The sequence below is a fragment of the Sphingomonas sp. CCH5-D11 genome (assembly GCF_001557395.1).
In the GTDB taxonomy this organism is placed as follows: Bacteria; Pseudomonadota; Alphaproteobacteria; order Sphingomonadales; family Sphingomonadaceae; genus Sphingomonas.
Genome location: NZ_LSKH01000111.1, coordinates 1 through 24,685 on the forward strand (window position 1 = coordinate 1; position 24,685 = coordinate 24,685).

25 protein-coding genes and 1 pseudogene are annotated in these 24,685 nt (G+C 65.6%); 16 read left to right on the forward strand and 10 right to left on the reverse strand.

Features of this window, described 5'->3' with window-relative positions; translation table 11 throughout:
• Both AX702_RS07415 and AX702_RS23405 read left to right on the forward strand, forming a co-directional pair.
• Positions 1–527 (forward strand): glycosyltransferase family 4 protein (locus AX702_RS07415; protein ID WP_156455393.1); only part of this gene is annotated, 527 nt, incomplete at its 5' end.
• A complete protein-coding gene (locus AX702_RS23405) occupies positions 524–1,201 on the forward strand; it encodes an acyltransferase (protein WP_066778136.1) in 678 nt (225 codons plus the stop codon). The genes AX702_RS07415 and AX702_RS23405, both read left to right, overlap by 4 nt.
• A 71-nt stretch (positions 1,202–1,272) precedes the next feature.
• On the opposite strand, the gene AX702_RS07425 is transcribed toward AX702_RS23405, so the two are convergent.
• Positions 1,273–2,538 carry a hypothetical protein gene (locus tag AX702_RS07425; RefSeq protein ID WP_066778138.1) on the reverse strand — a complete coding sequence of 422 codons (1,266 nt, stop codon included), beginning with the start codon at positions 2,536–2,538 and terminating at the stop codon, positions 1,273–1,275.
• A gap of 61 nt (positions 2,539–2,599) precedes the next feature.
• The gene (locus AX702_RS07430) at positions 2,600–3,739 is read right to left on the reverse strand and encodes a glycosyltransferase family 4 protein (RefSeq protein ID WP_066778140.1); all 1,140 of its coding nucleotides are present in this window, start codon (positions 3,737–3,739) and stop codon (positions 2,600–2,602) included.
• 98 nt (positions 3,740–3,837) lie between these two features.
• On the opposite strand from AX702_RS07430, the gene AX702_RS07435 reads away from it, so the two are divergent.
• From AX702_RS07435 to AX702_RS07450, 4 genes are all read left to right on the forward strand, one after another.
• Entirely contained in the window at positions 3,838–5,178 is a 1,341-nt protein-coding gene (locus AX702_RS07435; protein WP_066778142.1) for an O-antigen ligase family protein, read from the forward strand.
• A 138-nt stretch (positions 5,179–5,316) separates the two neighbouring features.
• Positions 5,317–6,015, forward strand: coding sequence for a polysaccharide biosynthesis/export family protein (locus AX702_RS07440; protein WP_197420522.1), 699 nt, complete (start codon positions 5,317–5,319; stop codon positions 6,013–6,015).
• Positions 6,016–6,069: 54 nt separating this feature from the next.
• Positions 6,070–8,250, forward strand: a complete 2,181-nt coding sequence (locus AX702_RS07445; RefSeq protein WP_066778146.1) for a GumC family protein — start codon at positions 6,070–6,072, stop codon at positions 8,248–8,250.
• Positions 8,251–8,260: 10 nt separating this feature from the next.
• Complete coding sequence (locus tag AX702_RS07450; RefSeq protein ID WP_156455394.1) at positions 8,261–9,484, forward strand: tetratricopeptide repeat protein; 1,224 nt, start codon at positions 8,261–8,263, stop codon at positions 9,482–9,484.
• A 207-nt stretch (positions 9,485–9,691) separates the two neighbouring features.
• Here the strand turns inward: AX702_RS07450 and AX702_RS07455 are convergent, their stop codons facing one another.
• The 6 genes from AX702_RS07455 to AX702_RS07480 form a co-directional block, all read right to left on the reverse strand.
• Positions 9,692–10,678, reverse strand: a complete 987-nt coding sequence (locus tag AX702_RS07455; protein WP_066778149.1) for an acyltransferase family protein — start codon at positions 10,676–10,678, stop codon at positions 9,692–9,694.
• Positions 10,679–10,825: 147 nt separating this feature from the next.
• Positions 10,826–11,839: a glycosyltransferase family 2 protein gene (locus tag AX702_RS07460; RefSeq protein ID WP_082746128.1), complete on the reverse strand. Its 1,014-nt coding sequence runs from the start codon at positions 11,837–11,839 to the stop codon at positions 10,826–10,828.
• 77 nt (positions 11,840–11,916) lie between these two features.
• Entirely contained in the window at positions 11,917–13,740 is a 1,824-nt protein-coding gene (gene cobT, locus AX702_RS07465; RefSeq protein ID WP_066778151.1) for a cobaltochelatase subunit CobT, read from the reverse strand.
• Positions 13,741–13,742: 2 nt separating this feature from the next.
• Entirely contained in the window at positions 13,743–14,168 is a 426-nt protein-coding gene (locus AX702_RS07470) for a hypothetical protein (protein ID WP_066778153.1), read from the reverse strand.
• Between the two features lie 7 nt (positions 14,169–14,175).
• Positions 14,176–15,180 (reverse strand): cobaltochelatase subunit CobS, encoded by a 1,005-nt coding sequence (cobS, locus tag AX702_RS07475; protein WP_066778154.1) that lies wholly within the window; start codon positions 15,178–15,180, stop codon positions 14,176–14,178.
• Between the two features lie 46 nt (positions 15,181–15,226).
• Positions 15,227–15,895 (reverse strand): winged helix-turn-helix transcriptional regulator, encoded by a 669-nt coding sequence (locus AX702_RS07480; protein ID WP_231731767.1) that lies wholly within the window; start codon positions 15,893–15,895, stop codon positions 15,227–15,229.
• A gap of 95 nt (positions 15,896–15,990) precedes the next feature.
• On the opposite strand from AX702_RS07480, the gene AX702_RS07485 reads away from it, so the two are divergent.
• From AX702_RS07485 to AX702_RS07520, 8 genes are all read left to right on the forward strand, one after another.
• Positions 15,991–16,425, forward strand: coding sequence for a VOC family protein (locus tag AX702_RS07485; RefSeq protein WP_066778157.1), 435 nt, complete (start codon positions 15,991–15,993; stop codon positions 16,423–16,425).
• A 14-nt stretch (positions 16,426–16,439) separates the two neighbouring features.
• A complete protein-coding gene (locus AX702_RS07490; RefSeq protein ID WP_066778159.1) occupies positions 16,440–16,670 on the forward strand; it encodes a DUF4287 domain-containing protein in 231 nt (76 codons plus the stop codon).
• 164 nt (positions 16,671–16,834) lie between these two features.
• Positions 16,835–17,539: a glutathione S-transferase family protein gene (locus AX702_RS07495; protein WP_066778160.1), complete on the forward strand. Its 705-nt coding sequence runs from the start codon at positions 16,835–16,837 to the stop codon at positions 17,537–17,539.
• A complete protein-coding gene (locus AX702_RS24205) occupies positions 17,536–18,249 on the forward strand; it encodes a DUF1428 domain-containing protein (protein ID WP_066778163.1) in 714 nt (237 codons plus the stop codon). Before AX702_RS07495 ends, AX702_RS24205 begins: the two co-directional genes overlap by 4 nt.
• Positions 18,250–18,265: 16 nt before the next feature.
• Positions 18,266–19,048, forward strand: coding sequence for a VOC family protein (locus AX702_RS07505; RefSeq protein WP_066778168.1), 783 nt, complete (start codon positions 18,266–18,268; stop codon positions 19,046–19,048).
• Between the two features lie 24 nt (positions 19,049–19,072).
• Positions 19,073–19,573 carry a VOC family protein gene (locus AX702_RS07510; protein ID WP_066778170.1) on the forward strand — a complete coding sequence of 167 codons (501 nt, stop codon included), beginning with the start codon at positions 19,073–19,075 and terminating at the stop codon, positions 19,571–19,573.
• Positions 19,566–20,180: a dihydrofolate reductase family protein gene (locus tag AX702_RS07515; protein WP_066778172.1), complete on the forward strand. Its 615-nt coding sequence runs from the start codon at positions 19,566–19,568 to the stop codon at positions 20,178–20,180. The genes AX702_RS07510 and AX702_RS07515 overlap by 8 nt, the downstream gene beginning before the upstream one ends.
• 12 nt (positions 20,181–20,192) lie before the next feature.
• Positions 20,193–20,636: an SRPBCC family protein gene (locus tag AX702_RS07520; RefSeq protein WP_066778174.1), complete on the forward strand. Its 444-nt coding sequence runs from the start codon at positions 20,193–20,195 to the stop codon at positions 20,634–20,636.
• Positions 20,637–20,675: 39 nt separating this feature from the next.
• Here AX702_RS07520 and AX702_RS07525 read toward each other — a convergent pair whose 3' ends face one another.
• The gene (locus AX702_RS07525; RefSeq protein WP_066778182.1) at positions 20,676–20,975 is read right to left on the reverse strand and encodes a hypothetical protein; all 300 of its coding nucleotides are present in this window, start codon (positions 20,973–20,975) and stop codon (positions 20,676–20,678) included.
• The gene (locus tag AX702_RS07530; protein ID WP_066778176.1) at positions 20,975–23,830 is read right to left on the reverse strand and encodes a M16 family metallopeptidase; all 2,856 of its coding nucleotides are present in this window, start codon (positions 23,828–23,830) and stop codon (positions 20,975–20,977) included. Before AX702_RS07530 ends, AX702_RS07525 begins: the two co-directional genes overlap by 1 nt.
• Before the next feature lie 115 nt (positions 23,831–23,945).
• On the opposite strand from AX702_RS07530, the gene AX702_RS07535 reads away from it, so the two are divergent.
• The gene (locus AX702_RS07535; RefSeq protein ID WP_197420523.1) at positions 23,946–24,407 is read left to right on the forward strand and encodes a MarR family winged helix-turn-helix transcriptional regulator; all 462 of its coding nucleotides are present in this window, start codon (positions 23,946–23,948) and stop codon (positions 24,405–24,407) included.
• Positions 24,395–24,685, forward strand: a pseudogene (locus tag AX702_RS07540) (efflux transporter outer membrane subunit); the annotation flags it as partial. The gene AX702_RS07535 and the pseudogene AX702_RS07540, both read left to right, overlap by 13 nt.

The following is a 24,685-nucleotide window of genomic DNA, read 5'->3' on the forward strand; positions in this document are numbered from 1 at the left end:
TCGGCAGGCTGGAGCGCTACAAGGGTATTTTTCCGCTGATCGACGTGGCACGGCGGCTTCCCGCAGCCCGTTTCGTCTTTGTCGGCAGCGGTCCCGACGAAGCCGAGGCGCAGCAGGCGGCCGCAGGGCTCGCCAATGTGGAATGGCGAGGCGCCATGTCCGGTGCCGCGCTGACCGAGGTGCGCGCCAAGGCGCTGTGCGCGGTGGTGCCCTCGCTGGGCCCGGAGCCGTTCGGGCTCACATCGATCGAGGCGCTGGCCCATGCCACGCCGGTTGTCGCGTCCGCGATCGGCGGGCTCACCGAAACGATCCGAGATGGCGAGGACGGCTTTCACGTGCCACCCGGCGACACCGACGCTTTGTGTGATCGCATCGCGCGACTCATCGCGGACCCCGACCTGGCCCGCCGCATGGGCCTTTCCGGGCGAGCACGTGCGGCCGCCGAGTTCTCGCCGCAGCGCTATTACGAACGCACCATGGCGGTGTACCGCCAGGTGCTCCCCGATCGACGGAAAGACGCAGCATGATAGCAGGCCTGATCGCCCGGCTGACTGGCCGTAACTACCGGATCGAACCCGGCGATCTCGGCTATCTGATGGCAAAGGGCGGGATCCCGTTTGCCCGCGGCATGGTGTGGAGCCTGGTTCGCTTGCGCAAGCCTTCAGGCCTGATGCTGGGCCGCGGTATTCAGTTCGTCCAGTCCAGCCGCCTGCGACTGGGGCGCGGCGTGGCGATCGGCGCGTACAGCTATGTCGATTGCGCGGCGCGTGAGGGGCTGTGGCTTGGCGATCGCGTGACGCTGCGCGAGCGGGCGTGGGTCCAGAGCCGCAGCGGCCTGAACGAACGTGCCGCCGGGCTGAGGATCGGCAACCGCACCTATATCGGGCCCAATGCGGTGATCGGTCTTGGTGGCCAGGTGACGATCGGCGCGGACGTGCAAATCGGGGCCGGACTGACGATCACCGCCGAATCGCACGAGGCGGATTCGCACGGCAGCTTCGTGAGCGGCGAGGTTTCGCGCCGCGGTGTCATCATCGAGGACCGGTGCTGGCTGGGCAACAACGTCAGCATTCTTGACGGGGTCACGATCGGCGAAGGATCGGTCATCGGTGCCGGATCGGTCGTTACCCGCTCCATTCCCCCGCACAGCGTGGCCGTGGGCACGCCGGCCAAGGTGCGGCGGACGGTCGTTCCCGACTGAAGTTCGCGTTATTGGCCGATCGCCCCCCTTGGCAAAGGCGAGGAGGCGTTCCAAATCGCGTCGATCAGGCGCTATGATTGCGGAACGGGGCGGCCGGGTTGATGATCCAGATCCGCCCCCTGCTGCCGGCCGAACCGGAACAGCGGGCGCGCGTGTCGATAGACAAAGGGATGCCGGGCATGTTCCAGCGCCAGAAAAGCCCACAGGATTGGCATCGCCTTTGACGAGGTGAAGATGTCGATGAAGAAGGCGGCGACGGCCAGCAGCACGAGCGAGAAGCTGCCGATGCTGCCCGCCTGCAACCCGCGATAGGCCAGCACCAGCCACCACAACAGGATCGCCAGGCCGATCAGACCGCTTTCGCCAAACGCGCGCACATAGTAGCCGTCGACGGCATTGCTCCAGGCGCCCGGACCCCAGCCGACAAACAAGGTGACCCAGTGCGCGGCCGTCGACTTGATGATGATCGGCCAGCGCACCGAACGGATCTTGAAGCTGAGATCGCCCCGCGTGGTGGGCATGTAGCGATAGATGAGAACGCCCTGAAGGAAACGTTCGCGGTAGAAGCTGGGGCGCGGCACTACCGGCGTGTGCCGCCAGGTATAGGCAAGCTGGCGTCCCATGGCGGCGGGCGTTTCGGATTCGGCAAGGCGGGACTTGCTGATTGCATCGTAAAGCGGTGCCGCGGCAATCGTCACCACGATGGCGCCGCCGATACCAAGCGCCATGGCACGGCCCGGGCGGGCCGCGGCGAAGCTGACCAGCACGCCCAGAAGCGTGATGCGCGCCTGGGTGAGGAACACCAGCACGACCATGAATGGCGTGCTCCAGAAGGACGGCGCGGCATAGGCCAGCATCGCCAGCATGGCCGAGGTTTCGAACGGGCCGGACGTGTTGATGGTGAGCCGCTCGGTCGCGCCGGTGAACTTACCGATACGACCGATAACGCCGAAATACTCGGCGCCGCCCCAGATGATGAACACGGCGCAGACGAACAACAAGGTACCACGCAGCGCACGCGTGCTGAGGCGGGGTGCAGCCTCGTACATGATCAGGAACCAGGTGAAATATTGCGCGAGGCGGAGGCCGTAGACGATGCCGACCAACCCGCCCTGCGCAAGGTTCACCATCGCCGAGATCAGCCCGAAGCCGACGAAGAGCAGATAAACCTTCGCATGTCCGGGAAGCGACAGCTTCTTGCTGCCGGTCAGCAGGTAGATCGCGAAGGCGATCGCGCTGACCAGATCCTCCGGCCGTATGGCGGCCGAGCCGATCGCGTAGAGATCCAGCTTCGGCACCAGGATGTAGAGCGCGAACAGGACGAGATAGACATTCATCGCGCAAAGGTTCCGAAGCCGTTGCCCACGGCTGCCATGGGAAGGTAAGCCAATCCGGCGCCTATGTCATAGGCTTTGCATGGATGGCAAACCCGGCCAACCCATTCGCCAGCCGGGGCAGCACCCGTTCCGCTTCCCGATCCGCTTCCCGCTTGATCGCGCGGGCGTGCTCCACACAGGCCATACGCTGCCCGGCCCAGTCCTGTTCCAGATCGGCGGCGCGGGCGGCAATCAGCGCCGCGTCCTGCCCTAGCTGGCGGCTGAGCAGGTGATCGGGCGACCTGACCCGATCGCGAATACAGCCGGTGTCTGTCGCCACTACGTCGACGCCGCTGGCGAAAGCTTCCAGCATGACCAGCGGCTCGGCCTCGTCGATCAAGGTGGTGGGCAGGACGAACAGGTCGATATCGGCGAGGAAGCGCTCCTTTTCGGCCCCGCTCACCGACCCGCGATAATCCACGCGGCCGCCGTGCCGCGCCACCGCCTGTTCCAGCCGGGCGGCGAGATCCGCGTCGTGGCAGGGGCCGGCAATCACCAGCCGCCAGCCGGGGTGGCGATCCGCCAGCGCATCAAAGAGATCCAGTAGATAAGCGACGCCCTTTTCCTTCGTCAGCACGCTCATATGCCCAAGCGTGAACGGACGTGGCAGCCGCTCGTGCAGCTTGGCCTGGGGACCGAAGAGGTAGGCGTTCGAAAGAGTGAGCGCACGGTCGGGCGCCTGCGGAAGATAAAGCGCCGCAAATCGCCGCGACATCTGCTGCGACAGGAGAATGTGTGACTGACGCGCGCCGCCCGCGCGAACCAGCGCGCGCATGCCGCGGAGCGGGCCGAGATTGATCGGACGAAAGCTGTGGTGATGGATGAAATGTTCCGCGCCGCGCATACGGAGCGCAAAGGCGATAGGAACGAACAGCCACACGCCAAGCTGGCCCGGCACCGAGAGATAGGCGCGATCGTCGCGGGTCGCTCGCGCGAGCAGGGCAAGCGCCGCACGAAGCGTCCGCACGATCTTGCCCGCGCCACTGCCGATGTCGTGAACGACCAGCGGCACGCCCGCATCTGCGAGATGATCGTGCATCGCCTTGTTGGCGTTCGACTGGCCGTTCAGCGGCGGCGGAAACCCGCCGATGAACCAGAGCCGGCCGGGGGCCCCTTGCGCCGAATGCAAGACGGAGCCCGATGGCCCGGTGTTCGTGGACATGTGCCAGCAACCCTCGCAGGATGCACAGGCGCCGCCGTTGCCATCCCCTAACCTGTGTGCAAGGAGGCCCCCTTACCTAGGATCGCGGATAAGGAAAAGTGATCGCAGCAGCAGATGCCCGCCGCGGTGATTTCGTGGCCGCAGCAGGATTGATGGTGGCCGCGCTCCTGCTTGGCGGGGGCAGCGCGAACTCACCGGTGCAGCGGATGATCGTGGAAATGGTCGGCGTGCTGGTGCTCGGCTGGTTTGCCGTTCGCGGCTGGCGCGCGCCGGGCGACCGCCGGACGTGGGCGGCGCTGGCGCTGATCGCGCTCACCGCGGCGCTGATGGTGGCACAGCTCGTCCCGCTACCGCCGGGCGTATGGCAGGCGCTGCCGGGCCGCCAGATCATCGTCGACGTGCTGGCCGCCGTGGGCCGCACGGACACCTGGATGCCCTTCAGCCTCGATCCCGCCGGCACGCGCGAATCGGCGCTGTTCCTCCTCGCGCCGATAGCGATGTTCGTCGCCACGCTTCACCTTGATCGATCGGCCCAGATGAAGCTGGTGGCGCTGGTCGCCGCTGCCGCCGTGATCAGCGCCCTGCTGGTTATGTTGCAGGCCCAGGGCATGACCTGGCTGACCATTTACGACGCGCCCCATGCGACCAAGGGCAAGGGCATCTTCGCCAACAAGAACCACAATGCGGCGCTTCTGGTGCTGGCGATCCCGCTGGTCGCGGTGTTGGGGCGCCAGCCGGGGCTGCTGCGCCGCATCGGCTCGCCCCTGCTGGTCTCCGGCATGGCGATCCTGTTCCTGACCCTGGCGGTTTTCGGCGCCCTTTCCCGCGCCGGCCTGGCGCTGCTGCCGCTCGCCTTGCTGGCCTGCGTCCCGCTGATGGGCGGGTTCAATGCGGTGAAACGCTTCTGGAAAGCCATCGTGCCCGCCGCCGCGGCGCTGGTGATCGGGGCGGTGATCGTCGCCCGCTCCGCCGTGGTGAAGGAAACGCTTGATCGCTTCGACGCCAGTCAGGAGGGGCGATACGTCTTCTGGCCCGACGTGATCTATGCCATCAAGCAGTTCATGCCCTGGGGTTCGGGTGCGGGAACGTTCGTTCCGGTGTTCCGCATCAATGAATCTCTGGAAGCGGTGCACCCGACCTACACCAACCACGCCCATTCCGATTACCTGGAGATCGCGCTGGAAGCCGGGGTGCCAGGACTGCTGCTGGTGGCGGCGTTCTTCCTGTGGTTTGCGCTCACCAGCTGGTCGCGCCTGCGTGGCAGCCTCGGGACGCCGGCATTCGGGCCGCTGCTGGCCGCGGCAACGGGCATTGCTGTTCTTCTGGCCGCCTCAGCGGTTGATTATCCGCTCCGCACCTTGCTTCTGGCATGTGTATTCTCGATGCTGGCGGCAATGCTGGCCAGCACCGCGCCGTTCTCGACCAATCAGGCCAAGTGACCACGCGCCACGGCTGAGATGACGTCGAGCTTTGATCAACTCTCTGTCACGACCCTAGCCAATCGGGTAAACCAACGATAAACGCCCCGGTCGGCTGTGGATCCTCCATGACCGAGTATCCGAATTTTAGAGGCCATGATGAAGGCATACCGTTCCTTCCTGCTGTCTGGCGTGATCCTCGGCCTCGGGGCCTGTGTGTCGTCGGAAAAGTGGGAGGGACTTCCCGCCGGCCAGGCAGCCTATGCGACTGTTCCGGCAGAGGTTCCGGTCAATCGCCCGGATTACCGCATCAGCCCGCAGGACAAGCTGACGATCACCGTCTTCCGCGAGCCCGACATGTCCGTCGAGGAAGCGCCGGTCGAGACAGGTGGATCGCTGGTCCTGCCGCTGGTCGGCCGCGTGCAGGCCGCCGGAAAGACGACGGCGGCGCTCGCCCAGGAGCTGGAGAGCAAGCTCGGCGCCCGCTTCCTGGTTGACCCGCGCGTTTCGGTGATCGTGGCGGAGTCCAAGGCGCAGAGCGTCACGGTGGACGGCGCTGTCGGTATGCCCGGCGTCTACGGCCTCCAGGGCGATACGACGCTGCTGCAAGCGATCGCGCTGGCCCGCGGCGCGACCCGCGTGGCGACGTTCGACAAGGTCGCGGTGTTCCGCACCGTGGAGGGCCAGCGCCAGGGCGCGCTGTTCGACATCGCCGCCATCCGTGCCGGCCAGGCACCCGACCCGGTCCTGCAGAGCGGCGACTATGTCGTGGTCGGCACTTCCGGCATCAAGTCGTTCGGTTATGATCTTCTGGCATTGGCCCCGGCGGCCGGCCTGTTTGTTCCCCTGGTCAACTGATACGTCCTTCCTCGTCCCCGTTTTCGACAGCCTGGATCCTATATGAACAGTGTCATGCCCATCGCTTCACACGGGCGCTTCACCAGCGGGGATGCGCCTGTTCATGAGGCGGCGCACGAGAATTGGGGACCGATCAACCTGCGCGCCGTATGGTCCGCCATGTACCGGCGGCGGCGCGAGCTGATCATCGCGATCGTCGTTGCCGTTCTGATCGGCCTGCTGATCACGTTCCTCAGCACGCCGATGTATCGCGCCACCGCACGAATCCAGATCGACCAGCAGAGCGCACAGATCCTCGAAGGCACGGATGTCGAGCCGGAGGAATCGCTGCTGGACGGCGATCGTTATCTCCAGACGCAGCTCGACATCATCCAGAGCCGCACCATTGCGCGCCAGGTTGCCGAGGGCCTCGGCCTTTTCCGCGCCAACGCCGACTTCCTGTCCAAAATGGGCATCGAGCCGGCGGACGAACCGCGCGGCGCCTATAATCTGGCGGAAACGCGGCGCGAGCAGATCCTTGACGCGCTGCAGGAAAACCTCAGCGTCGATCTTCCGATCGATTCGCGCCTGGCGACGATCTCGTTCGAAAGCCCGGATCGGCAATTGTCGGCGAAGATCGCCAACGCTTATGCCGACAGCTACATCACCAGCAACATCCAGCGCCGGTTCAACACTTCGGCCTATGCGCGCAGCTTCCTCGAGACCCAGCTTCGCCAGACGCGGCAGCGGCTTGAGGATTCGGAGCGCGCCCTGCTCGCCTATGCGCGTGAGGCTGGGCTGATCGACGCCAGCTCGGGCGGCGGCGAAGGGTCGACCTCCGGCCCCCGTTCATTGACCACCGCCAGCCTGGTACAGATCAATCAATCCTATTCGGAAGCAGTCGCCAATCGCGTCGCGGCCGAGCAGAAGTGGAATCAGGCCTCCAGCACCCCGCTGCTGAGCCAGCCCGAGGTGCTGCAGAACCCGGTCATCCAGGGGCTGCTGCAGGACCGCGCCAAGCTGCAGGCCGAGTATAACGAAAACGCCAAGCGGTACCGCGCCGATTACCCGGGCCAGGTTCAGGCGAAGGCGCGGCTTTCCGAGATCAACACCCAGGTCGACCGCGTAGCGCGCAGCGTTCGCGACGGCGTGCGCCAGCAATATGAAATCGCGCTGAAGCAAGAGCGCGCGCTTGCGCAGGACATCAAGGATCTGAAGAACACCACGCTCGCCGAGCAAAGCCGCGGCGTGCGCTACAACATCCTGCGCCGCGAGGTTGATACCAACCGCGCGCTCTACGATGCGCTGCTTGGCCGCTACAAGGCGGTGAGCGCCACCGCCGGCGTGTCCTCCAACAACGTGTCGATCATCGATCGCGCCGATCCGCCGGTCCGCCCCGTCTCCCCGCGCCCGCTGCTCAACCTGGCGCTCGCGCTGTTCGCCGGCCTGCTGATCGGCGGTACCTATGTGGCGGTTCGCGAGCATTTCGACGATGCGATCCGCTCCGGCGACGACATCGAAAGCAAGCTGGGCGTCGGCATGATCGGGCTCGTCCCGGCATTGCCGGCGGGCGTGGAGCCCTATGCCGAGCTGCAGAAGGTGCGCTCCGACGTGTCGGAGGCTTATTATGCCCTGCGCGCCGCACTTGAGCTCGCCACGCCGACGGGTGCGCCGCGCAGCATGATGATCACCAGCAGCGGGCCGAGCGAAGGCAAGTCCACGACGTCCTATGCGCTGGCGCGCGGCTTCGCCCAGATCGGCCGCCGCGTCCTGTTGATCGATTCCGACATGCGCAAGCCGGCGCAGCACAAGCACCTGAACGTGAGCAACAAGATCGGGCTCGCCAACCTGCTTACCCGGCAGGTCACGATCCAAGAGGTGCTGCAGCACACCGAGATCGCCAACCTCGATTTCATCCCTGCTGGCCCCGTTCCGATCAACCCGGCGGAACTGATCGCAGGCCCGGCACTGGACCAGCTGATCAAGCAGATGACCGGCACCTATGACATCGTGCTGGTGGATAGCCCGCCGGTGCTTGGCCTGGCGGATGCTCCGACGCTCGCCTCGCATGTCGATACGGTGCTGTTCATCGTGCAGGCCAATCACGTTCACGGGCGTCAGGCGCGCACCGCGCTGAACCGCCTGAAGACCGTCCGCGCTTCCATTGTCGGCGCCGTGCTGACCAAGTTCGACGCGGACGCCTTTGGCACCAGCAACCTTGGCTATTCCTACAGCTATGGCGAGGACAAGAGCTGAGACGATCGGCATGAGTACAAGCGGCAGGACAAATCGGGTGCCCGCGGTGGCGCGGCTGATCGTGGTGGTCGTGCTGGGTGCGTGGCTGTTGTGGCAGATCTTCACCGTCAGCTTTGCGGCCGTCGCCGCCCGGTCGACGGACCCGCGACTTCTCACCGCCTTCGGCACGCCGCAGCATCCCCAGGCTGGCGCCGCACTCGCCCAGGCCCGGCTGGTCGGCAAGGATCACCAGGCGGCGCGCCAGCTGGCGCATGCGGTGATCATGGCCGATCCGACGAACGATCGCGCGCTTCGCGTCCTTGGTCTTGCCACTGAAGCCGGCGGCGATCGTCAGCAGGCCCTGGCTATCATGCAGCAAGCGGGTCGCCTGGGGTGGCGTGACACGCCGACGCAGCAATGGCTGCTGCAGCGCGCGATCCTGACGGACGACTTCACCGGCGTGGTGCAACACGCCGATGCGCTGGCGCGGCGCAATCGCGGTGGCGAGATGGTGCGCGGCCTGTTCCTTGCCGCCGTGGCCGAGCCTCGCCTGCGCGGCGCGCTGGCCGATCGACTGGCGCAGCAGCCGATGTGGCGCGGCGCTTTCTTCGCCGACGTGCGCCAGCGCCTGCCCGAAGCTTTGGCCGAGCCGATGGCCGGGCTGTTCAAAGATCTCCAGGACCGCCGCTCGGTGATCGCGCCGACGGAGTGGATGAGCTACATCGATCGCCTGGCGGAACTGGGCCAGTTCGCGCGCGCGCGCCGCACCTGGGCCACGGCGTTCGGCGTTTCGACCCAGCAACTGGCCGGCATTCCCTACGATCCTGCGTTCAGAGCAGCCTCCGCACGGGCACCTGACGCGCCGACGAGCCAGTTCGAATGGTCGCTCAACGCGAACCTTGAGGGCACGGTGACGTTCGGCGACGATGAAGGCCGCCCAGGCCTGACCATACCGACTGGCGTGTCCGCAGGGGCGGCACTCGCCTCCCAGACGATCATGTTGCCACCGGGCACGCACGAGCTCACGGCAAGGATCGATGGTTCGCCTGAGACCGCCGCCGCCGGCTGGACGCTCACGTGCCTGCCCGCACAGGTGGCACTCCCGCGCCGTCTCAAGCGCGGGTCGAACGATGAGCTTTCGAGCGTGATCTTCGAGGTTCCGTCGGTGAATTGCGCTGCGCAGCGGCTGGCGCTGGTTGCCCGCGACCAGTTCGATGCGAAGCCGGCCACCGTGCGGTCGGTCACCATCCGCTGAGGAAAGCCGAACGCAGGCCGAGTTTCCTGCGCGCTTTCTGCCAATGCCGATACCGTAAGCCCGGCTCATGTCACGCGAGAGGGCGCCTGCGCAGCCCTCTCCCGTTCCGTGCGGCCCGCCCTACAAGGGGCGCAACGGGCCAGGCCGACATTGTGGCGCCTCCCGGCCGTGCCGGACGCTTGCAGGCGCCCCCGTCAGGCGGCGCAATCAGGGATTGAGCGCCACCACCATGCCGCGCCGCCGCGCGCTCAGCACCCGCATCAGGTTGCGTTCGACCAGCTGGTGCACCACGACGCCGGCCACGGTCGCGACCAGTGCCACCACCGGGATAGCGACTGCCGGCTCCAGATCGGGCATGATGATGACCGCGATCTTGCAGGCCAGCGAGATGACCAGAACGTGGACCAGGTAGATCGAGTAGGAGGCGTCGCCCAGCTTCGGCAGCACGACGCCCGCATAGGGCTTGCGAAGGTCGAGCCACACGGCACCCGCGACCAGGAAGAACGATGGCACGCCGAACGTCCAAACCCGAAGCGTCGCTGGGGTGAGCGGCAGCGAGGCCAGCACCACCACCGCTGCCGGCAGCAGCCAGTAGAACAGACGCCGGTCATACATAAAGGCGGCGATGATCATGCCGAAGACGAACTCGATCATGATTGGGTTCTGAAGAAAGAAGGTCGTGCCGCGTCCGGTGCCGACCAGCGCCAGCATCACGAACCCGGTCGCCGCCCAGGGCCGGGGCGTCACGGCGAGCGAAAGGCCGGCCAGCAGGTAGAAGAACATTTCAAACTCAAGCGTCCAGCCGACGTTCAGCACCGGATAGGATTCAGGACCGTCGATCCAGGTGATGAAGAACAGCGATTTGATAAGCTGAGTCAGCGACGGCAAATGGCCGCGGGCCAGGCCGGGCACGTAACTGAGCAGAAAGACGCCAAAGGTGACCAACCAGTATAGCGGAACAATGCGTTCCGCCCGGCGCTGCGCGAACACTGCCGCTGAACTTTCCTTCGTGCTGGCGATGAACACGATGATAAAGCCGGAGATGACGAAGAACAGGTCAACGCCGTAAGCGCCATTTTCTACAAGCGGATACGGCTTCGCACCGGGAAAATAGGACACGATCGTTATTTGAGCGTGATAAGCCACAACGGCGAAGGCAGCGATAAAGCGCAGGATCTGGATGCGCTGGAACATTTGCCTTTTATGCATCGCCCTGAAATTCCAACCCAAATGGTAATTTGCGGTGGTATGCCGCAATCGTCATGGTTGCAACACGCACGTCGGCGATCGTGTTGTCTTTTCATGACAAATTGTAAACGGTCAACGGCCCCTGTCGCGCGATCAGCCGTTGCGCGATACCGTTTTGGGACTTTCCGCTGCCGCTGCCTTATTGCGCCAATAGAACGGCTGCATGGACAGGCGCTGCTTCCAGCGGTTTGGCAGCTTCGCCTCCCGCGCGCCCATCCAATAACCGGCATATTTGGCGAAGGTGCGGATCGCCGCCGACGGCAGCTGCGCCGGCTGATGGCGGAGAAGATAGGTGAACTCCGACTTGATAAAGCGCAGCCCCTCACCGCCCGCCGAACCGAACGTGTCGATCAGCCAGCGATTGCGGCCATGGAACACGCCGACGTCGAAATAGCGGCGAAATTCCTCACCAATCGAATAGCCGTGGCTGTGCGTCACCTCCGCGTCACCACGATAAGCGATCTGCCATCCCGACATCAGCATGCGGCCGGCGACCAGCTGGTCCTCCGCGAAAAAGGCATCACGCGGGAAACCGCCGACCTGCGCAAGCGCACTGGCGCGATAGGCGGCGAAGGAATCGGAACAGAACACCGTCTTCACCCCCAGTCGGGTGCGATCCGCGAGCGCGCGTACGTCCGATTTCGGCGGATAGTTCATCAAGCGCGCATGCCGCTCGATCCCGCCGGCGACCGGGCGTGCCAACTGGCGGCCATAGGCCATGCCGACCGCCGGATCGGCAAAGGCCTGCACCAGGCGTTCGATGGCATGGTCGCCCTGGGGGATGGCGTCCTGCGTCATCATCACCACGATCTGCGCCTCCGGCCGCATCTCCACCGCCTGCTGGCGCGTGCCGCCGTGGTTGAAGGTACGCCGGTCGATCTCCACCACGCTGGCGCCAAACTGCCGAAAGGCATCCGCACTGCCATCGGTCGATTGTGAATCGACGATCAGGAACTGGTGCGGCGCGAGCCCCTGGCGTGCCATGGCTGGCAGCAGATCTGCCAAGTGCGGCCCCGCATTCAACACGGGGATGACGACGCATAGGTGATCGGGATCAATCGCCCAGTTTCGGGTCGTGGCGGGTTCGGCAGATCGTACGGCGGACATGGAACTGACGGATAGCAAAGACTGGACGAAACACGATCAACGATTTGTTGCCCGGCGGCCGGCTGGCCGGGGTAACGCTATTCGGCGTCGAACAGCGCGGCGAGTTGCTCGATGATCGTACCGCCCAGCTGCTCGGCATCCATGATGGTCACCGCGCGGCTATAGTAGCGGGTCACGTCATGCCCGATGCCGATCGCGATCAGTTCCACCGGGGAGCGGCGCTCGACCCAGTCGATCACCTGCCGCAGGTGCCGCTCCAGATAGGAGCCGCTGTTCACCGACAGGGTGGAATCGTCCACCGGCGCGCCATCGGAGATCACCATCAGGATGCGCCGTTCCTCCGGGCGCGCGATCAGCCGGCTGTGCGCCCAGAGCAGCGCCTCGCCGTCGATATTCTCCTTCAGCAGCCCTTCGCGCATCATCAGGCCAAGCGAGTTGCGCGCCCGCCGCCATGGCTCGTCCGCCATCTTGTAGACAATGTGGCGGATGTCGTTGAGACGGCCGGGCTGCGGCGGGCGACCGGCGGCAAGCCAGGTCTCGCGGCTCTGCCCACCCTTCCACGCCCGCGTCGTGAAGCCCAGGATCTCCGTCTTCACGCCGCAGCGTTCCAGCGTGCGGGCGAGAATGTCGGCGCTGATCGCCGCGATGGATATCGGCCGACCACGCATCGAGCCGGAATTGTCGATGAGGAGCGTGACCACCGTGTCCTTGAACTCGGTGTCCTTTTCCACCTTGTACGACAGCGACTGCATCGGGTTGATGACCACCCGCGCGAGCCGGGCGGCGTCGAGCAACCCCTCTTCCTGATCGAAATCCCAGGACCGGTTCTGCTGCGCCATCAGGCGGCGTTGCAGGCGATTGGCCAGTCGTGAGACGACCGCCTGCAGCGGCACGAGCTGCTGATCGAGATAACCGCGCAGCCGCGCCAGCTCGTCCTGATCGCACAATTCGGTCGCGGCGATCACTTCGTCGAACTGATTGGTCCAGGCCTTGTACTCGAATTGCGGCGACCAGTCGGCCGGCGGGCGGTTCGGGCGGACGGGCTGCATGCCCTCCTCGCCATCGTCACCGGGCTCACCGTCTAGATCGTCGTAGCTTTCCTCGCCCTGCTCCTGCCCCTCGCCCTCGGCATCGTCCGACTCGCGCTGTTCGCCGCGCTGCTCGGATTCGGCCTGGCCCTCGCCGTCCTGGTTCTCGCCTTCTTCGCCCTCGTCCTGCTGCTCGCTGTCGGTGCCCTCGTCCTCGCTGCCGCCTTCGTCGCTGTCCTCGGGAGCCTGATCGCCCTCGACCAGCTCCAGATCCTCGAGCAGCTTCATGGCGAGCGACTGGAACGCGCGCTGATCGTCGAGCGCCAGCGCCAGGTTGGACAGATCGGCGCGCTGCTCGATCCATTCACGCACCAGCGCCAGGCCCGGCGCGGCGGCGGCCGGCGATTGCTGACCGGTGAGCGCCTCGCGCACAAGGAGGCCAAGCGCGGTGGATAGCGGCACCTCGTCTCGCGTCCGGGCGCGCGTGATCGGGTCGGCGCGCAGCCGCACGTCCAACGCATGCGTCAGATTGTCGGTGATCCCCTGATAGCCGCGGCTGCCCAGCGCCTCGACTCGCGCGCCCTCCACCGCGTCAAACACCGCGCGCGCCAGCGCCTCCTGCGGAGCGCCGCGCTGATGCAGCGCGATGTCATGATGCTTCAGCCGAAGCGCAAAGCCGTCGGCAAAGCCGCGCGCCTCGGCCACCTGATCGGCCGGCAGGCTGCGCGCCGGCATGGGCACCTTCAGATGCTTGCCCGATTGGGTGGGGGCATCGGCAGTGAAGGCAAGCTCCAGCTCCTGCTCCTCCGACAGGGCGCGAGACGTCCCGCCGAGCACGGCCTTGAAACGGTCCAGGGGTGTTTCGATCGCCATGGCTATCTATTGATCTCCTCGCCGGCCCCGCACAAGTCGCTACCGTGATTGCCAAGTGACGCCGCTAAGCGCCGAAAGTCGTCATTGTCCGGTTTCATCACCAGCGCGGTGCCGATCGCTTCCCGCGCAGCCTCGGTTTGTCCAAGGTCATGCAGGAGCTCCGCCAGAACATACCGATAGCTTGCGATCGCCTGACGAAGGGCGATGGCCTCGCGTATGTCCGCTTCAGCCAGGGCCAGTCGCTTGGCGCGCCGGTGGCTCAGCTCGTCAGCTGCGGCGAAGACAAGCGCCGCATGGTTCGGCATCCGGAAGTCAGGATATCGCACCCCCAAGGTCGCAAGCCGTTCCGCATCGCGCCGAAACGCCACCTGAAGGGCTGTGGTGCCGGTCTTCTCCGTGCCGATGTGCAGGATGGCGCGGCGCGACACCCCGTGCTTACGCCTTTCCGACGACGCTTTCCGGCAGATCCTTGCCGAACACGCGCTGATAATATTCCGCCACCAGCGGCCGCTCTGCCTCGTCGCACTTGTTGAGGAACGACAGGCGGAAGGCGAAGCCCACGTCCTTGAAGATCAACGTGTTCTGCGCCCAGGTGATCACCGTGCGCGGGCTCATGACGGTGGAGATGTCGCCGTTGATGAAGCCCTTGCGGGTGAGGTCGGCGACACGGATCATGTCCTCGACCTGCTTCTTGCCTTCGGGCTTGTCATATTCGCCCGATTTGGCGAGCACGATGTTCGCCTCGGTCGCGGCGGGCAGGTAATTCAGCGTGACGACGATGTTCCAGCGGTCCATCTGACCCTGGTTGATCTGCTGCGTGCCATGATACAGCCCGCTCGTGTCGCCGAGGCCGACCGTGTTGGCAGTGGCGAAGAGGCGGAAATACGGGTTCGGGCGGATCACGCGATTCTGATCGAGCAGGGTCAGCTTGCCCTCGGTTTCCAGAACGCGCTGGATCACGAACATCACGTCCGGGCGACCGGCGTCATATTCGTCGAACACCAGGGCGGTCGGCGTCTGCAGCGCCCAGGGGAGCAGGCCTTCGCGGAATTCGGTAATCTGCTGCCCGTCCTTCAGCACGATCGCGTCGCGGCCAATGAGATCGATGCGGCTGATGTGCGCGTCGAGATTGATGCGGATGCACGGCCATTTCAGCCGCGCCGCGACCTGCTCGATATGCGTCGACTTGCCGGTGCCGTGATAGCCCTGCACCATCACGCGGCGATTGTGCGCGAAGCCCGCCAGCACCGCCATGGTCGTGTCCGGATCGAACACATAGGCAGGATCGAGATCCGGTACCCGCTCGTCCGCCTCGCTGAAGGCGGGACATTGCATGTCGCTGTCGATGCCGAACATCTCGCGCACGCTGACCATCTTGTCGGGCGCGTCGAGGATCGTGGTCTCGCGGCTGTCGGGAAGCGTGTTCGGAATATCGGTCATGCGCGCCTCGAAAGTAACACGACTGCCTTAGGCCCTGTTTTGCGGGTTATTCAACCTCTGCTTTTGCCGGCAGCCGGAAGAGATCAAGGAAGCGCGCGGCCAGATCGCGGTCGCCGGTGAACACCAGATCGCCGGCTGCTTCGGCCTCCGCAATGGGCCATTTGCCATAGGTTAAGTTCGCCATGATCCGCGGCGTGGTGGCGAAATGCGCGTCCACCGCGGCTGTCCCGCGCACGATCGGCAACGCCCCGTCCGCCAGCCGCGCGACAAAGGATTCGGGCCCGAACTGAAAGCCGATCGCCATCGCAGGGACGCTGCCGGCGGCGGCAGTGTCGATCATCGTGCGCAGCGACAGCATCATCGACGCCGCCGACAGCGGCAGCATCGGATTGTGATCGGGCGACCGGGCCGCCCAGGCGCCCAGCGTCTTGATCGGTTCCTCCGCCTCATAGCCCCATGGGGTAAGCCCATAGACCTGCACATTGGCGGGCGGGGCCAATCGTTCCCGCTTCACGATGTGCGCGCGCTCCAGCCCTTCCAGCCGCTGCGTCAGGACATTGGCGCTGATCCCCCCAAGCGAGGCCTTCAGTTCGCCAAATCGGCGCGGTCCGAACATCAATTCGCGAACGATCAGCAGCGACCAGCGCTCACCCACCAATTCCATCGCCAGCGCCGTCCCGCACGCGTCGTCATACCATCGTTTCGCCGGCTCCAAGCCTCTACTCGTCACTTTTTCTAACTTCATGGTTGTTTTTAATAACTACGTCGGGCACAAAACTCAAGCATCGAGTCGAAAGCGGAGAGTTTCGCATGACCAGGATGATCTTCGTGAACCTGCCGGTTTCCAGCGTCGCCGCCGCGGCGACCTTCTATGAGGCGCTGGGCTTCACCCGAAATCCGATGTTCTCGAATGAACAGGCCGCGGCGATGGAATGGTCCGACACGATCAGCGTGATGCTGCTCGACACGGCCTTTTACGCGACCTTCACCGACAAGGCGCTGATCGACGCCAAGACGACCAGCGGCGTGCTTCTGTGCATCTCGCGCGACAGCAGGGCGGAGATCGATGCGATCACTGAGGCGGCGATCGCGGCAGGTGGGCGCGAGACGCGCGAACCGCAGGACATGGGTTTCATGTACAGCCGCGCCTTCGAGGATCTCGATGGCCATACGTGGGAGCCAATGCACATGGACATGGCCGCCGCCGGGCAGGCGATGAGCCAGCCCGAACCCGCCACCGCCTGATCGGGACAAGCGCCATGTCATTTCAGGCCTATCTCGACACGATCGAGAAGAAGACCGGCAAGGCACCCGCGGATCTGCGCGCAATGGGGGCGGAAAAGGGCTGGACCAGCGGCGGCACGCTGTCACCGGGGGTGAAGCCGATGGCGATCGTCGACACGCTCAAGGCCGATCTCAGGCTTGGTCACGGCCATGCCATGGCGGTGGTCGCCCTGCTGAAGGGAACCAAGAAGGAAGGCGACGCCTGACGCGCGCCTGAAGGAGCGACATCATGCCGCAACGTCACCGTGCCATGATGAACGGGATCGGGGCATTCGTCGCGACCTCGCTCGCGATCCTGCTTCATGCGGCAGCGATCGGTGCCGGGCCGCTGGCCTGACGCTGACCCTGACGCCAAAAAAGGAGATAGAGGATGTCGAAACCGACCATCACCGCCTTTGACTGGGTGCCCGATTTCGCGCGCGGCCAGGTCCGTGACCTGCGCGTACGCTGGGCACTGGAGGAAGTGGGCCAGCCTTATGACGTGCTGTACCTGCCGCAGGGCTGCCAAAAGCAGGAGCCGCACCGCGCCCGTCAGCCGTTCGGCCAGGTGCCGACCTATGAGGAGGGCGATCTCATCCTCTTCGAATCCGGCGCGATCGTGCTCCACATCGCCGAGCAGCATGGCAGGCTCCTCCCGGGCGAACAGGCCGCCCGCGCCCGGGCGATCGAATGGATGTTCGCCGCGCTCAACAGCGTGGAGCCACCGATCTCGGACTATGCCTTCGCGACCCTGTTCGAGGCGGGCCAGCCCTGGTCCAAGCCGCGGCTGCCCGCTGTCGAGCAGCGCATCCACGAACGCTTCGGCGAGGTCTCGCAGCGGCTGGGCGACAAGGAATGGCTGGAGGACGACCGGTTCACGGCGGGCGACCTCATGATGGTGTCGGTGCTGCGCATCCTGGAGGACGACGGCTTTCTCGAACGCTACCCGAACCTTGCCGCCTATGTGGCGCGTGGCACCGCCCGCCCCGCGTTTCAGCGTGCGCTTGCCGACCAGCTCGCGGGCTTCACCGGCAATCCGCCGCCCGGGTTCGAAGAATGGCTGAAACAGCAGCAGCAACAGGGAGAAGCGGCATGACCTATGTCGACGGCTTCGTGGTGGCGGTGCCGACCGCCAACAAGCAGAAATATATCGATCATGCCGAAGGCGCGCTTGATCTGTTCAAGGAGTTCGGCGCCGTCCGCATGGTGGAAGGCTGGGGCGATGACGTACCCCGCGGCGAGGTGAACGATCTGTACGGCGCGGTCCAGGCGAAGGACGACGAAGCCGTGCTTTTCAGCTGGGTCGAATATCCTGACAAGGCGACGCGCGACGCCGCCGGCCAGAAGATGATGAGCGATCCGCGCATGGGGTCGATGGGCGAGATGCCCTTCGACGGCAGCCGCATGATCTATGGCGGCTTCGAAGTGCTGCACGAGGCGGGCGACGGCGGCCAGTGCGGCTATGTCGACGGCCTGGTGCTGCCCGTCCCGCAGGACAAGAAGGACGCATATCGCGCCTTTGCGCAAACGACCGCCGCCGCTTTCCTCGACCACGGGGCGACGCGTGTCGTCGACACGTTCGGCAATGACGTTCCGGTCGGGAAGATCACCGATTTCCACCGCGCCGCAAAGGTGCATGATGGCGAGACCGTCGCCTTTGGCTGGATCGAATGGCCGTCCAAACAGGTCCGCGACACGGCTTGGGAGCGGCTGATGAGCGACGAGCGGCTGTCCGCCGGCGGGGATCGCCCGTTCGACGGCAAGCGCATGATGTTCGGCGCCTTTGTGCCGGTTGTTGATCGCTGAACGAGGGAGAGCCACGATGCGCAATGCCGCCGGGACGCCAATCTGGTATGAGCTGCTGTCGAGCGATGCCGACGCATCCAAGACCTTCTACGAGGCCGTGATCGGCTGGACGGTAGGGCCAAGGCCCGAAGGCGACATGGATTACCGGATGATCGACACGGCATCGGGCGAGACGGTCGGCGGCCTGATGCACCTCTCGCCGCAAATGGTGCAGGGCGGCGCCACGCCGACTTGGCTGTTCTACATCGGCGTCGAAGATGTCGATGCGACGGTCAGCAAGATCACGCAGGCGGGCGGCAGCGTCCACCTCCCCGCCTTCGACATGCCGGGCGTCGGACGCATGGCGATGGTCGCCGATCCGCAGGGCAACCCCTTCTATGTCATGCGCGGCGAAAGCGATGAGCCAAGCCGCTCGTGGGAGCGGATGGGCATGGGCAAGTGCAACTGGCACGAGCTTTCCACCACCGATCAGGCCGCCGGCAATGGCTTTTACGCCCAAGTGTTCGGCTGGTCCTATCCGGACAAGATGGAGATGCCCGGCGACCTGGGCGATTATGTCTTCGTCGCCAGCGGCGATGGCGAGGTGATGGGCGCGACGATGAAGGCGGGGGAGCAGCCGCCCGGCTGGCTGTTCTACTTTCGCGCGCCCGACATCGATGCCGCCGCCGCGAAGGTGTCGGCCGGGGGCGGCACGGTGCTCAACGGCCCGATGGAGGTACCCGGCGGAGACAAGGTGATCGTCGCCCGCGACCCTCACGGTGCCGCGTTCGGTGTCGCCGCGCCGGGCAAGCCAGCCTGACGACAGCCTTGTGGGAGAGAAGCGATGCCCAGCGACAAGCTCGTGACCTGCGTCTGGTTCGATCTCGGCCAGGCGCGCGAGGCCGCCACTTTCTACGCCGGCCTGTTTCCCGACAGCCATGTCGGCGCGGTGCAGGATTCGCCGGCGGACAATCCCTCGATGGCGGCGGGCGGTGAACTGACCGTCGAGTTTACCGTTCTCGGCCGTCCCTTCCTAGGCCTCAACGGCGGGCCGAACTTCACCCCGAACGAGGCCGTCAGCTTCATGGTGCTGACCGACGATCAGGCGGAGACCGATCGATACTGGAATGCCATCGTCGACAATGGCGGGCAGGAAAGCGACTGCGGCTGGTGCAAGGACCGCTGGGGCTTTTCATGGCAGATCACCCCGCGTGCGCTGATGGACGCGATGGCCGATCCCGACCGCGCCGCCGCGAAGCGCGCGATGGAAGCGATGATGACCATGCGCAAGATCGACATCGCCACCATCGAACGCGCCCGCGCCGGAGAGCCGGCCGATGCGTAGGATCATCGGCGGCCTCTTCATGTCGGTGGACGGCGTGATCCAGGCGCCAGGGGCGCCGGACGAGGACACCAGCGGCGGTTTCACTCAGGGCGGCTGGGCAGCGGGCTATTGGGACGAGCAAACCGACGCCTTCATCGCCGGGCATATCCAAAACGCGGAATATGATCTGCTGCTGGGCCGGCGCACCTACGACATCTTTGCCGATTACTGGCCGCGCCACCGCGACGATCCGATCGGCGAACGCTTCGAACGCATCACCAAATATGTCGTCACGTCCGATCCCGATACGCTGTCCTGGCGCGGGTCGCAGCCGCTGGTCGGCGATCCGGCGAGCACGGTCGCGGCTTTGCGCGGCGGCGACGGCCCCGATCTGCTGATCCAGGGCAGCAGCCAGCTTTATCCGGCGCTGTTCGGCGCGGGGCTGATCGATCGGATCTTCCTCACCATCATGCCGGTGATCCTGGGTGCCGGCAAACGCGTGCTGACCGGCGATGCCGCCTCCGCCACCGGACTGCGGCTGGTCGACCATCGTGTCAGCCCGGGCGGCGTGGTGATGAACGTCTATGAGCGTGATGGACCGGTACGTACCGGCGATTTCGGCGACTGACGGAGCTGGCACATGTTTGAACTGCGGATCGAGCGCGTGATCGACGCACCCATCGAGAGGGTCTGGACCGCCTGGACCGAACATTATGCCGAATGGTTCGTGCCGCGCCCCTGGTCGGTCGAGGTGATCGAGAACGATCTGCGCACCGGCGGCCGCTGCGCCATGGTGATGCGCGGGCCGGAGGGCGAGGAGATGCCGTCGGACGGCCTCTATCTGGAGGTGGTGCCGCAACGCCGGATCGTTTCCACCGACGCCTTTCTGCCCGGCTGGATCCCGGCGGGTCCGTTCATGGTGCGGATCGACGAGTTCGCCGGTGCCGGCGAAAAGACCCATTATGCCGCCATCGCCCGACACTGGACCGAGGAGGCACGCGACCAGCACGCCGCCATGGGCTTCGATACCGGCTGGAATGCCGCAACGGACCAGCTTGAACAGGTGGTCGCGCGGATCCGCTGATCAAAGCCCCTCCCCTTCGCGGGGAGGGGCAAAGGCTTGTTACCCTACCCGCGTGCCCGTCAGCGGGAAGCTGCCGAAGGCGCCAGCGCCGACGGTGCCGGTCACGGTGTCGCCGTCGATGGTGACGTTCATGTCCAACGTCATCGGCATCGGCACGGTCATTTGCTGCTTCCAGGTCAGCGTGTTGCCGCTCACCTCGCCCGAGACGTCAGACGAGCCCATTGCGCCCGAATTGGTGCCGGTGAAGGTGTTGCCTTCGCTCTTCACGGTCAGCGTCGACTTCTGGTCGCCCAGCGGCGACTTCACCGTGACGTCGTAGGTACCGTCCACTCCAGCCATCATTCACTCTCCTCGGGTGCGCCCGTCACGGACGCGGCAGGCATCACCTCAACCGGCAGTCCAAGCGTGTCAAGCTGAGGCCGGACCGCCTTCGCATCGCCGATGACGACCCAGATGAAACGGTTCGGATCAATGACGCTACGGATCGCGCCGTTCAGCTGATCGCGCGTCATCGCGCGGTACCGCTGCGTGATGGTGGCATAATAATCGTCGGGCCGGCGATAAAGGTCGTTGGCCTGCATCGCGCCCAGCACCGCGCCCGAGGTTTCAAAATCGCCTGCGAGCGATCGAGTCGCGCCGGTGATCGTCCGTTGGAACTCCGCCTCGCTCATCGGCCGGTTGCCGACGAACGCGCCGATTTCCGCCTTCATCGCGGCGATCGACGCGCCGGTCTTGTCAGCCTGAACGGGCGCGCGAAGCTGATAGGGTGCGGCCTCCGCATGGCGCGCGAAGCCGCCATAGGCGCCGTAGGACCAATGCTTGGTTTCCCTGAGGTCCATGTTGATGCGGCCCAGGAAGTCGCCGCCCAGCGCATCATTGGCGGTGATCACCGGCAACAGATCGTCCGTGCCGCGAAGGCCCGTGCGAAGCACGCCGGCAATGCGCGACTGCGGCGAATCCGGGCGATCCACCAGCACGATGCGCGGCACCGGCAGGCTGCGATCCTCACGGAACACCTTGGTGCCAGCCGCGCCCTCGCCCTTCCAGCCGGCCAGTGCTCGATCCAGCCCCGCCTTCACTTCGGCAAGCGGACGATCGGAAACGACGAACACCTTGGCCTTGTCCGGCCTGAGCCATGCGTGGTGGAAGGCGACGAGATCGGCGCGCGTCAATGCGGCCACCGCCTCGGCATCGCCGCTGCCCTGGTTCTTGGCATAGGGATGCGCCGCGCCGTAGAGCATGGGCGGCAGGATACGCTGCTCGATCCCTTCCGGATCGGTCTGCTCCTGCGCGATCTGGGTCAGCATTTGCGCCCGGACGCGCGCCAGCTCGCTATCAGGGAAGGAAGGCGCGCGCAGCAGCTCGGCCCAGATATCCAGTGCCGGGCCGAGGTTCGCGCTCGGCGCGCGGAAGCTGACGGTGGTTCGATCGGCGGACGATCCGGTGAAGATATCGAGCCCGAGCCGCTCCTTCGCCTCGGCCAGCTGGATCGAATTGAGCCGCGCCGTGCCTTCGTCGATCATCGCGAGCGTCATGCTCTGCGTGCCCAGTTGGTCGGCCACATCGGCTGCGGCACCGGCATCGAAGCTGGCGACCATCTGCGTGATCGGCACCGTCGCGCGCTGCGCATAGACAAGCTCAACCCCGTTCGAGAGCTGCGCCCGTTCCACCTTGGGGAAGGCGAGCGCGCCGACCTCGCCGACCGGCGGCATCGGCTCGCGCGTGCCCTTGGCTGGAGCCTCCGGCGCCTTGGTCTGTTCCGCGGGCGGCGGCACCATGGCTTCCTCATAGGCGTCGCGCTCGCCCGGCACGACGGTGAGGCTGTAATTCGGACGGGTCAGCCATTGCTGCGCCGCAGCCTTCACGCTGGCCGGCGTCTGGGCGGCCAAGGCGGCGAGTTGCTTCTTGTAGAAGCCCGGATCGTCCGAATAGAGCGCGCCCTCCGCCAGCGCGACCGCCTTGCCACCAAAGCCGCCGACCGCCTCCAGCCCGCCAATCCGGCGGGATATCGTGGTGGTCAACGTCCGCTGCACCTCATCGGGCGTCGGACCGTTGCGGATGAACTCGGCCACCAGCTCGTCCAGGCGGCGGGACACGATCGCCGGGTCGACGCCCGGCCGCACCATGGCATGAATGGTGAAGGTGCCGACCTGCGCGAAATCGGAATAGCTCGCGCTCACCTGCACGGCGGTCTTGTCACCCTTCACCAGCGCATTGTCGAAGCGCGAGCTGGCGAGCCCGCCCAGCACCGATGCGGCAACCTCCAGCGCCGGTGCCGCCGGATCGTTGAGGCCCGGGACTGGCCAGCTCTTCACCACGAGCGGAGCGGCGACCCGATCCTTCATCACCTCGCTGCGCGGCTGCGCCAGCACTGGCACCGCCGCTTGCGGGGCCACGCTCTCCGGCCCGCGCTTGATGGCGCCGAAATATTTGGCCGTCAGGCGCTTCGCTGTCGGCACGTCGATGTCGCCGGCCAGGACCAGCACGGCATTGTTCGGCCCGTAATGGTCACGGAACCAGTCCTTCACGTCCTGAAGGCTGGCCTTGTCGAGATCGGCCATCGATCCGATCGTGCTGTGGCCGTAGGGATGCGCATCCGGGAACACGCCTTCGATCAGCTTGTAGCTGATAAGGCCGTAAGGCTGATTGTCGCCTTCGCGTTTCTCGTTCTGCACCACGCCGCGCTGCTCATCCAATACCGCCTGCGAGATCGCGCCGGTCAGCCAGCCCATGCGATCGCTCTCAAGGTACAGCGCCTGTTCCAGCGCGGCGGTCGGCACCGTTTCGAAATAATTGGTACGATCGAAATAGGTCGTGCCGTTGAGATCGGTCGCGCCGACCTGCTTCAGCGGCTCGAAGAAATCGCCCGGCGCATTCTCGCTGCCGTTGAACATCAGATGTTCGAACAGATGCGCAAAGCCGGTCTTGCCCGCCGGTTCATGCTTGGAGCCGACGTCATACCAGACCGACACGGCCACCACCGGCGCCTTGCGATCGGTGTGCACCACCACGCGCAGGCCATTGGGCAAGGTGAACTGCTGATATGGGATGTCGATGGCGCCCACCAGGTCGGCGACGGGGGCTGGCCGGTCGGCCGTTGCCGTTACACCCGGTTGCGGCGTGGTCTGGGCGAAGGAGGGGGGAACAAGAGCAAGGGCCGCGACACTGGCGGCCAGTGAGATCGACAGACGCAATTCGATACTCCTCAACGATATCGGCAGCCTAGTCGCCGACCGGCGCGCTGGGAAGCGGGCAACATTTCGTCACAAAGGATTGACTGCCAAAGCAACGATTGCCTAAGCAACAATGATGGCATTCACCGAGTCGACCTTCTACCCGGATGCGTCGCCCGGCTATCTGGTGCGGCTGATCCACCAGATGTCGGTGGCGGCGCTTGATCGGACGCTGGCGGCGGATGGTCTGACCGCCACGCAATGGATGACGTTGGTGTCGCTCCACTTTGGTCATGCCGACACCTGCGTCGGGCTCGCGCGCACGCTCGGCCACGACAAGGGCGCGATGACCCGGCTGATCGACCAGATGGAGGCGAAGGGCTGGGTGGCGCGACAGCGCGATGATGAGGATCGCCGGCTGATCCGCCTGTCGCTGACCAAGGCCGGCTCCGAGGCGGCGATTGCGGCCAAGCGCAAGGTGATCGCCTGCTGGAACGGCTTTCTCGCAGACTGGAGCGATGCCGACGTCGCCAATCTGATCGCCATGCTGCAGCGGCTGCGCCGCACGATGGAGGAAAGCGACACATGCGCCGCCTGAAGATGAAGTCCCGGCGCATCGTCGCGCACGCCGCCGGCCCGGCTGCGCTCGCCGCGCTGCTCGCTGCCTGCACCCCGCCCGACACCGCGCCGCAGCTCAGCCAGCGGGCGCCTGCGGATCTCGGTCTCACCGGCGCGACCATGCCGGCGATCGATCCCGATTGGTGGACGGCATTCGGCGATCCGCAGCTCGACCGTATCATCGCCGACGCATCGGCCGGCAATCCGGATCTCGCTGCCGCGCTCGCCCGTGTCCGGCAGGCGCAGGCGGTGCTTGCC